Origin of the sequence: uncultured Granulicatella sp., from assembly GCF_963545075.1 — a bacterium.
In the GTDB taxonomy this organism is placed as follows: Bacteria; Bacillota; Bacilli; order Lactobacillales; family Aerococcaceae; genus Granulicatella.
The window spans coordinates 23165-31846 of record NZ_CAUUHX010000016.1 but is presented as its reverse complement, the minus strand read 5'-3'; the positions used below and the strand labels follow the sequence as shown (position 1 = coordinate 31846).

General features: G+C 34.8%; 8 protein-coding genes. 3 read left to right on the top strand and 5 right to left on the bottom strand.

The window, feature by feature from the left end:
* The 3 genes from RWZ86_RS03705 to RWZ86_RS03695 all read right to left on the bottom strand — a co-directional run.
* On the bottom strand, positions 1-497 hold a 497-nt coding region (locus RWZ86_RS03705; protein ID WP_314680112.1), incomplete at its 3' end, for a TetR/AcrR family transcriptional regulator.
* A gap of 752 nt (positions 498-1249) precedes the next feature.
* Positions 1250-4420 carry an FtsX-like permease family protein gene (locus tag RWZ86_RS03700; protein ID WP_314680109.1) on the bottom strand — a complete coding sequence of 1057 codons (3171 nt, stop codon included), beginning with the start codon at positions 4418-4420 and terminating at the stop codon, positions 1250-1252.
* A 13-nt stretch (positions 4421-4433) separates the two neighbouring features.
* Entirely contained in the window at positions 4434-5135 is a 702-nt protein-coding gene (locus RWZ86_RS03695; protein ID WP_314680107.1) for an ABC transporter ATP-binding protein, read from the bottom strand.
* 125 nt (positions 5136-5260) lie between these two features.
* Here RWZ86_RS03695 and RWZ86_RS03690 point away from each other — a divergent pair, with 125 nt between their 5' ends.
* The 3 genes from RWZ86_RS03690 to RWZ86_RS03680 all read left to right on the top strand — a co-directional run bounded on the left by RWZ86_RS03690 (position 5261) and on the right by RWZ86_RS03680 (position 6938).
* Complete coding sequence (locus RWZ86_RS03690; protein ID WP_314680104.1) at positions 5261-5809, top strand: TetR/AcrR family transcriptional regulator; 549 nt, start codon at positions 5261-5263, stop codon at positions 5807-5809.
* Positions 5810-5820: 11 nt separating this feature from the next.
* Positions 5821-6234 (top strand): peptide deformylase, encoded by a 414-nt coding sequence (locus tag RWZ86_RS03685; protein WP_314680102.1) that lies wholly within the window; start codon positions 5821-5823, stop codon positions 6232-6234.
* 92 nt (positions 6235-6326) lie between these two features.
* Positions 6327-6938, top strand: a complete 612-nt coding sequence (locus RWZ86_RS03680) for a tetratricopeptide repeat protein (RefSeq protein ID WP_314680100.1) — start codon at positions 6327-6329, stop codon at positions 6936-6938.
* Positions 6939-7018: 80 nt separating this feature from the next.
* On the opposite strand, the gene RWZ86_RS03675 is transcribed toward RWZ86_RS03680, so the two are convergent.
* Both RWZ86_RS03675 and RWZ86_RS03670 read right to left on the bottom strand, forming a co-directional pair.
* Entirely contained in the window at positions 7019-7915 is an 897-nt protein-coding gene (locus RWZ86_RS03675; protein WP_314680098.1) for a haloacid dehalogenase-like hydrolase, read from the bottom strand.
* 13 nt (positions 7916-7928) lie between these two features.
* Positions 7929-8660, bottom strand: coding sequence for a copper homeostasis protein CutC (locus RWZ86_RS03670; protein WP_314680096.1), 732 nt, complete (start codon positions 8658-8660; stop codon positions 7929-7931).
* Positions 8661-8682: the final 22 nt, after the last annotated feature.

The window sequence follows — 8682 nt, the reverse complement described above, 5'->3', positions numbered from 1 at the left end:
AAAGATTTTCCATTTTTTCTTCCTTCATTCTTTAATAATTCTTTTGATTGTTTCAGGGGATTTTCTTTAAGTTCCGAATTAATAACTGTAAGTATCTCTACAATAATGGAAATCATCTTTTGATTAAAATAAATCATTAATTTTTGAAACTCTTCATCTTTTCTTGAAAGTAACAGAATATCACTATTTAAAAAGTGATTTTCCCAATTATTATCTATTTCATTAATTAGAAATTCTTTAAATTTAATTTCCGAACGAATATTTTTTCCTGTAATTTCTTTTTGTAAAACTTCCATTTGTTTTAAAGAATAGTTGAAAAATGTCTTAATTAATTCTTTAAAGACATCTTCCTTACTACTAAAATAATTATAAAAAACTCCCACAGAAACTCCTGCAACCTTTGTAATCTCTTTTGTTGTAATAGAAGTTATACTTCTATCCTTTAAGAGAGCATCTGTTGCCTTTATTAATTTTTGTTTATTATGATCTTTTTCCATAGTCACCTCAAAGTAATTTTATTTTTATAAATGAATTATAGTTCATTTTTTTATGAATTTCAATATTTTTATGAATAAAAGTTCATCTTTTGTCGTTTAATATTTCTATGAATGAACAAAAGTTCACCAAAAAGTATATTTATATATAATAATAACCTTACCCATTATGCTAGTTAATTTTAAAATAGTAGAAATTATGAACCAGAATAACTTGTTCAGTTTGTAACGGTAGTCCGGCCGGTCTGAATTTTTGATACTTGTAAAAATTACGATAATGTAGTGTCACCAAAAAATTAGATAATTAGACACTTAGACAAATATCAAAATATTAGAGAACGGTCTATCTATACTTATCGTAGAATTTATCGCAAACGCAAGAAAAGTAATTCAACGTAAATACATAAATAAAGCAGAAAAAGATGGAGCTTTGTAGCTTGAGTAATATAAGCCTTCTCGGCTTATATTACAGGAAAAAACGAGACCTTAGGCTCGTTTTTTAGCCATAAGACCGTATGTCTGTTGGCGTCCTTAGCTACCAAAGCGTAATCTTTTTCTGCTTTATTTTTACGTCCTAATCTTATTTCCAAAGTGAATGAAAAGGAAAATACTAATAGCCGTAGCATTGGTGATATAAGCCAAATTGGCTTATATCACTGGGAAATTCGAGACCTAGGCTCGAATTTTAGCAATGAGATTCGCTTCGCGAAGCTGCTTGCGTCCATTGCTACAGCTATTCCAGTCTTTTTTCATTTTTATTCAACAGACTTCAAAGCCTCTAACATATCAACCTTTTTCAGCATATGGTTCACTAATATTCCTAGCATCGCTAAAATCAAAACGATAAAAATACACGGCCAAACATAAACATCCAACCCAACTTGCGGATTGAACCGTACAAACGCAGGTGCCACCGCTTCAATAATCACACGATGCAATACTTTTCCCAACAACAGTCCCACTCCTATTCCAATCAAAGAAAGAACCATCGTTTCACGATAAATATATAAAGTCACCTCTCGATTCAAAAAGCCTAACACCTTAATCGTTGATAATTCGCGAATCCGTTCAGCCACATTAATCGTTGTTAAATTGTATAAAATGACAGTTGCTAACAGAACAGACACAATCGTTAATAAAATCATCACTCGACTCAATGAACCGACAATCGTTTCAATCCGATGAATCATAGAAGTATTTTGAACAACAGCCTTCACTCCATCTTGAGCTAATAACTGAGCAGACATCTTACGTACACTATCCGCATCTTTTTCTTTGAAGCTAACAAAGCTTGCATTTTTTGTTGGAGTTTCTTGAGCCAGTGTTTCATATACCTTTGGCGACATTATCATAAAGTGCCCTGCATACATTTCAATAACACCTGACACAATCATCTCTTTCGTAACACCATCTTTAATTGGCAAACGAACCGTTTCCCCTTTATGAACATTCAATAACTGCGCTAATTTTTTCGATAAGAATACTCCATCATTCGTAAGAGATTTCTTTTGCTTCGTTTTCGCATCATACAACTGTAAATAACGACTGAACTCTGCCTCTTCTCCTACTAATACTGTTAAAGATTGTTCCTCATGTACTCCAGCAATTTTAGTAGCGATTGTTTCACTATGTACATCACTATAATGCTCGATTTCATTTGTTCTTAATAACTGATTCAAAGCTTCTTGTTCGGTTGAAGTCATTACAGGTTCTTTAATAACAATGGCATCATACGTAATAATTTCTCCAAATTGACGATGAGAAATTCCTGATAAGGAAGATAAAATTCCTCTTCCGGCAAATAATAAAGCCACCGAACCAGCTACCCCAAATATCGTCATCAACATTCTTTGTTTATAACGGAAAATATTTCGTGCCGTTACCTTTTGAGTAAAACTGAAATTCTTCCAAATACACGGTATATACTCCAACCAAATTTTAGAACCTACACTTGGAGCTTTTGGTAATAGTAAACTTGCTGAACTTTCTTTTAATTCTCGATAAGCAATCCATACAGGTGGAATCACACTACAACCAATCGAACATAGTAGCGCTACTAAACTAATCGGGAAATTAAATATAAGAGTAATAGAGGGAAGGATGGTTTCTTTTAATAAAGTGACTCCTAATATACTTGGTAAAAAGTAAGTCCCTAATCCGATTCCTATCACCGTTCCAATCATACCCGCACTAAAGCCATAAAAAGCAAATTTTTTCATCACATCAAAGGTACTATAGCCTAACGCTTTTAAAATGCCGGCATTCATTCGTTCTTCATTGACAAAACGAGTCATCGTTGTCACTGTCACAAGAGCTGCGACAGCATATAATACAACCGGGAATAAATTCGCTACAGCAATAATCCCTTCTGCAGTAGACTTCATATTTAAATACCCTTCACTCCCTAGCATAGTCGAGCGAGTATAAACAGAATAACGAGGTTTCGTTAGCTTAGAAGCTTTGACTTTTGCATCTTCTAACTTCGTTTCAGCCTGACTAATTTTTTCTTCGGCTTTTTCTTTTTCATCTGTATATTGGCTTTGTTTTTCTTCAATTTCTTTTTTGGCTTTCGCTATAGCTTCCTCACCAGCAGAAATTTGTCTTTTCCCTTCTGCTAACGCTCTTTGCCCAGCTTCCAGCGTGTTTTGTTTTTCCTGAATGGTTGCTAAGCCCTCTTGGTATTGTTTCAATCCCTCTTGATAACTAGCCCAACCACTCTCGTATTGGGTTAATCCTTGTTCATAAGCGGTCGTTCCCGCCTCCAATTCTTGTTTTTGTTGAAGGATTTTTTCCTGCATTGCAGATAATGCTGTTTGAGCAATTCCTTTTTCTTTTTGGGATTCAAATTCTCTTTCTGCTTCCGCTAATTTCTTTTTTCCTTCTTGTAAGGCACTATTTTGTTGTTCCAAAGTTTGTTTAGAATTTTCTAACTGTACTCGATTGGCTTCCAGTAACTCAAACTGACTTTGTAAACTTTGTTTCGCTTGTTGAATTTCTTGATTCCCTCTATTTAGAGAGTTCTGATTTTGGGCAATTTCCTTTTGGCTTTGAACTAATTTACCTTCTTGATTGGCGACTTGTTGTTTCCCATCTTCTAGCTTCGTCTTACCCTCTTCTAGCTGATTTTGAGCTTTGGAAATTTGTTCTTCTCCCTCTTGGATTTTTCCATCTGCTTCCTGTCTTAAATCGTTCAGCCTTACTGTTCCATTATCGGATAATTTTTCCTCAATGGATTGTTGAATACCGATTACTTCGTCTAAATATTCCCTACTAAATGTTTTCAAACTACGTAAATTCGGATAACGTAAACGAGCTATCGTATAAACAGAGCTATCAAAATTTTCTTGCGGAACAATGGCAAATCCAGATAAGTCGCCACTTCCTGCGGTAGAGACTCCTTTACTATTTTTCGATAAAATCTCGCTCGAATGAGCAAATCCGACAATTTTAAACTCGTGCTGTTTTAATAATGACGGAGACTTCACTTCATTTAAACGGATGGAATCCCCGATTTGATAACGATTGGATAACTGTTCATCTAATACTACTTCATCAAGATGACTAGGATAAGTTCCACCCACTAATTCTACTTCCGATTGCTGAGCAGTCTTAGAAAACACTCGAATTGCTTTCGGACTGTTTGCTATCACGGTATCTACAAAATAGCCAAATTCCACTTCAGCATTTTCTTCTTGTAATTCTTCTTGATCTTTTGGACTTAATCCATAATCTGCCAATACAAAAATATCGGCTGTATGATATTTTTCTAAATATTGATGAACCGTCTCTTGAATATCCGGACCCGAAACTTTTAATCCCACTAATGCAAATGAACCGAGCATCATTAAACATAAGATCGATAAAAATCTTCCCCTCGATTCCTTCAATGAAGAAAGAATCGCTTTATTCAATATTTTCTTTTTCACGATTCTTCTCCTCTCAATATTCCAATTCCTCAATCGCTTGCGGAGATTCATTTAATACGATACTTTTCACCCTAGCATCATGCATATGAATCACACGATTAGCTAATGGTGCTAATGCTGTATTATGCGTGACGATAATAACGGTCGCTCCATAATCTCTCGACATTTCTTGTAAAATCTTCAATACTTGCTTGCCTGTTTGATAATCTAATGCCCCTGTAGGCTCGTCACAGAGTAAAATCTTCGGCTTTTTCGCAATCGCTCTAGCAATCGATACCCTTTGTTGTTCTCCACCTGATAATTGTGCAGGAAAATTATGAAGGCGATGCCCTAATCCTACTGCTTCCAATGCTTCTTCTGCATCCCAAGCATCCTTCACAATTTCAGCAGCTAATTCTACATTTTCTTTTGCCGTTAAATTTGGCACTAAATTATAAAATTGAAAAACAAATCCTACATCATCCCTACGATAATACGTTAATTGCTTTTCATCAAAGTTTGAAATATTGACACCATCAATCCATACTTCTCCCTCATCGTTTGTATCCATTCCTCCTAAAATATTTAAGACGGTGGATTTTCCTGCTCCAGATGCTCCAAGAATAATTACGAATTCACCTTTTTCAATCTCAAAATTCACATCATGATTCGCAATTATTTCAGTTTCTCCTACTTGATATCGTTTAAAACTATTTTTTACTTGTATATATGTCATCACTTTTCCCTCTACTTATTAAATGAACAACGTGTTGATTATTGTTTAAATTCACTATATAATAGTGATAAAGAAATTTCAATGCGCAATTACAAGCGGTGTGTTGATTTAAGAAGGATGAGACGATGGAAGTTCAAAAACGACAAACTCAAACAAAAGAAATTTTGAAAATAGCCTTAATTCAACTTCTTCAAACAAAGGATTTTGAAGCCATTACGGTTAGTGACATTTCTCGCACTGCAGGCGTGAATCGGGGAACTTTTTATTTACATTATGTAGATAAATTCGATATGATGAATCAGTTAGAAGAAGAAATCTTGCATCATATTTTAACAATTTTGCATCATCATTCTATTACTCAAAAACAAGAAGCCTATCCAGCAGTCGTTCAAATTTTCGAATATTTAAAAGAAGAATTTGAATTTATATATGCTATTACTACGAGCCGTTTCACGTATACGAACCAACTCGTTCGAAAGTTTCTAATGGAACTAATGGAAAAAATGGATTCGATTAAGCAAAATTTAAAACAAGAACTACCCATTCCAGAAGACTATGCTAAAGAAGTATTCATTTATAGCAATAGCGCGATTATTTTCCACTGGATTTTAAAAGGGGGAGTAGAATCCCCTGAAGAAATTACTAAAATATTTCTTGGAATGTGCCAAGAATAAAGGAGACTCCTATGAAAAAAGAAATCATAAAAGACCCATTTTTCTTATCTCAAAAAGCAATCCCTGCTAATCCGATTACTGATAAACAAGTTATTATTGACTTGCAAGATACTTTACGTGCCAATCGTGACCGTTGTGTCGGCTTAGCTGCTAATATGATTGGAAGTCATAAAGCCATTATTATTGTTGCTGCTGGCCCATTTGATATCGTAATGGTAAATCCAGTCATTACCAAAAAATCTCAACCGTATCAAACGGAAGAAGGTTGTCTCTCTCATACAGGAATGAAAAGCACTACTCGCTATCAAAAAATCGAAGTTCACTATCAAGATGCTATGGGTAAAACTCATACAGGAAAATTTACAGAGTTTACTGCCCAAGTTATTCAACATGAGATGGATCATTTACAAGGAATTTTAATTTGAAGAATACAGCATCGAACCTAGTTTGCTAGTTACTATCATTATATGATAAGATGATTTCAAAAAATTAATACTACAGGTATAGGAGGATAAAAATGGAACAAGCATGGCAATTATTCATTGAGGGAAAAATCAAACAGGCAAAAAAACTAGTTGAGCCTGATTTTTCAGTAGAAACTTGTACAGACTATCATTTATTAAATTTAATGGGCTATATCTATCTTGAAGAGAAAAATTATAACGACTCCTTAAAAATCTACCAACGTTATATTGACCTAGCTCGTTCTGAAAACGACCTAGAAAACGAGCACATTGGTTACCATCAATTAGCAATGGTTTATCGTGATTTGGGTGAATTTCAAAAGGCTTTACTCTATATTCATCAGGAAATGGAAATAATTCAAAATAATTTCCCTGATGATGCTTTAAAATTTTCTATTAATTACTACGAACAAGGATTTCTTCATTTAAAACTAGGTGAACTAGAACACTCAGAAAATTATATGCAAAAATCCTTAGATTTTTCTTTAAAAACAGTTGATTTCATTGCTCAAGCATGTGCTTATAGAGGAATGGGAGAAATTTATCTAGCTCAAAAATCAGACAAAGCTCAAGATTATTTTTATCAATCTATTCAACTCTTTGAAAAAGCTGAAGATAAAATTGGAGCAGATGAAGTAAGAGCATTATTAGAAACCAAGAAGTGACTGATAAAAACTTTACCCCAAAAGTTAGACAAAAACTTCTAACTTTTGGGGTGTTTATCGATACCCATTTTAACTTTACATTAACGGACTACCGAACTTGCCATTCTTGCAACGGTATGTCTCATGCCTCGAATCGCAACAGACAAGGTAAAGATATTATTCACATCGGCTAAACCGCCATAACCAGCGTCTCCAATATGTTGAATATCTACTCCACAAATTTTATTGCGGATGGCAATTTGTTCAATGACTTCCTTAGAAGAACCTTCTTGACTAGTTCCAATAGCTGATAACACGAGGGTTTCATGTTCATGAGCAAATTGGACAATATCAATGAGTGCCTCTTCTGTGAATCCAGGAACTGTTCCTACTGCTGGAACCAATAAAATATCCGCTCCCGCTTCAATTAGTTCCTTTGCAATTTCTCGATTCATTACCGGTTCTTTTGAGCCTGCTCCATGCATTTTCCCTGCAATAATGACACCTGTAAAATATTTTTTCGCTTTTTGAATCGCTTGGGCAATCGCTTGATTGGTTACTCCGGTACCTGGATTTCCCGTTAAACAAATAAAATCTAATCCTAAAGCTTCTGCGGATTTCAATGTTTCTTTCGAACAAATTCTTCCCGCTGGAATGACTAGTCGAGTTTCCAACATTTCTGCTTCTAAATCGACCGGTTCTAAGTTAGCACCAATTGGACGTCCGCATAATTCTTTTAATCGTGCAATTGGATTGGCGCTACCTTCTACTCCGTATAATTTTGGATTTAAACAATCAAATCCATTTAAAAGCATTAAGTCTCCCCCAAACGCACTTGCGATTTCAGCATGTGTTAATTCCGGAATAATTGGACGATGACGAATAGCCATTTCACAACAAACCGTTCTACCCTCACCTGCCTGAATGGCTAATTTTAATTCTTCTGCTGAAAATTTTCGAAAATCACTTGCCACACAGTTTAAAATTCGTTTCCCCATTGTAAAATCTCCTTTATTTTAAAATATTGACTGCTTCCTTCATACTTTCTAAATGACACAAATCATAATCTCCACTATCAGAATAGCGATAAGAAACTTCTCCATTCGTTGTCGTTGGATCCACTACCCAAGATTTAAAACTTCCATGAAGTTGTTCTAATCCTGTTTTATCTAGAATTTCTGTTAGATTAGCAAGAGAAACGCCACATCCCCCTAAAAATTCAATTTGTGTTCCATATTGTTTTTGCCATTTAGCTAAATTTTCCAAGCCAGACATAATATTTTTTCCTTGTCCACTTGTTAAAATACGAGTGCATCCTAATTTGATTAATGTTTCTAGCGTTTCTTCCGGATTTTTCACACAATCAAAGGCACGGTGAACGACACTATCCGCATTATAGGCTTTACATAACTCAATCATTTTCTTTGTGGCATCCCAATCCATGTTTCCTTCTGGAGTTAAGAAACCAAAAGCTAATCCTTTTGCGCCTGCTTCTAAAAAGATTTTCGCATCTTCAAACATTACTTCTTTTTCCAATTCGTTATAACAAAAACCTGCTCCCCTTGGTCGAACCATACAAATAATAGGAATATCGATTTTTTTAACAGCCTGAGTTAAAACAGCTAATGATGGGCTTAATCCTCCTAAATGTAATGCACTATTTAATTCGATTCGATCGGCTCCTGCAGCTTGAGCATTGATACAATCCTCAATACCTCCTGCACAAATTTCTAAAATTGTCATCTTTCTCTCTCCTATCTTTTTA